The following is a 1,556-nucleotide window of genomic DNA, read 5'->3' on the forward strand; positions in this document are numbered from 1 at the left end:
GCGCCGTCCTCGCCGAGCGGGAGCGACTCGCCGCCGAGGGAGTCGACCAGCCGCGCCCCGGCGGGGGTGTCGGGGAGCGTCAGGTGCGCCGTGCGCGGGTTCGACGCCAGGTTGTGCACCGCGACGGTCGTGCCGGTAGACGCGGACATCCGGTGCGCGAGCACGCTCGGCTCGTCGCAGGGGAGGTGCGTGTACTCGCCCCAGCCGATCTCCGGCGACCGCCGGTACAGCCAGGCGAGGCCCTTCACGTGGGCCAGGAGGGAGTCCGGATCCTGGAGCTGCGCGGCCGCGTTCACGTGCTCGGGTCCGAAGCCGCCGCCGGGAGGGGCGGCGATCAGGTCGGCGGCGTCGGCGCGCGAGAACCCGCCGTTGGCCGCGCTGCTCCACTGCATCGGGGTCCGCACGGCGCTCCGGCCCGGGATGTCGGCGTTCTCGCCCATCCCGATCTCCTCGCCGTAGTAGAGCACCGGGGTCCCGGGCAGCGAGAAGACCAGGCTGTGGACCAGGCGGACGCGGCGCGGGTCGCCGTCGACCATCGGCGGGAGGCGGCGGACGATGCCGCGCCCGTGGATCCGCTGCGACTGCTCCGGAGCGAACGCCGCGAAGACCTCGTCGCGCTCGTCGTCGCTCAGCTGGTCGAGGGTGAGCTCGTCGTGGTTGCGCGCGAAGTTCGCCCACTGGCTGCCGACGGAGATCTCGGGGCGGCTCGCGAGCGCCTCGACGAGCGGGGCTGCCTCCTCCCGGGCCAGCGCGAGGTAGAGGCGCTGGTTGCCGATGAAGTCGAACTGCATCGACAGCTCGTCCGCGTCCTCGCCGCCGAAGAAGCCGAGCTGCTCCTCGCGGGTCACGTTGACCTCGCCCAGCAGCATCGCCTCGCCGGAGCGCCGCGAGACGAAGCGGCGCAGCAGGCGCAGCCACTCGTGCTCGTCGCGGGCGCCGGGCTCGATCAGGTACGGCACCGCGTCGACCCGGAAGCCGTCGACGCCCAGCTGCAGCCAGAACCCGATGAGCTTCGCGATCTCGTCGCGCACGGCCGGGTTCTCGGTGTTGAGGTCGGGCTGGTGCCGGTAGAAGTGGTGCAGGTAGTACTGGCCCGCCTCCTCGTCGCGGAACCAGACGCCGTCCTCCGCGTCCGGGAACACGTTCGCGGGCTGATCGGCGGGCGGCTCGTCTCGCCAGACGTAGTAGTCGCGGTACGGGCTGTCGGGGGAGGAGCGGGCGGCCTGGAACCAGGGGTGCTGGTCCGAGGTGTGGTTGACGACGAGGTCGACGATCACGCGCATCCCGCGGTCGTGGGCGGTCCGGATCACCTCGACGACGTCGCCGTGGTGCCCGAAGCGCTCGTCCACTCCGTAGAAGTCGCTGATGTCGTAGCCGTTGTCGCGGCCGGGTGACCGGTAGAACGGCGCGAGCCAGAGGCAGCTGACGCCGAGCTCGGCCAGGTAGTCGATCCGGTGGACGAGGCCCTCGAGGTCGCCGACGCCGTCGTCGTCCCAGTCCATGAACGTCTTCACGTCGAGGTTGTAGAAGACGGCGGTGCGCCACCACAGGTCGCT

General features: G+C 71.9%; 1 protein-coding gene. It reads right to left on the reverse strand.

The features are described from left to right. Positions 1–1,556 (reverse strand): alpha-amylase family protein (locus tag C5C59_RS16935; protein WP_104239713.1); only part of this gene is annotated, 1,556 nt, incomplete at both ends.

It is taken from the genome of Rathayibacter sp. AY1F4 (assembly GCF_002931775.1).
In the GTDB taxonomy this organism is placed as follows: Bacteria; Actinomycetota; Actinomycetes; order Actinomycetales; family Microbacteriaceae; genus Rathayibacter.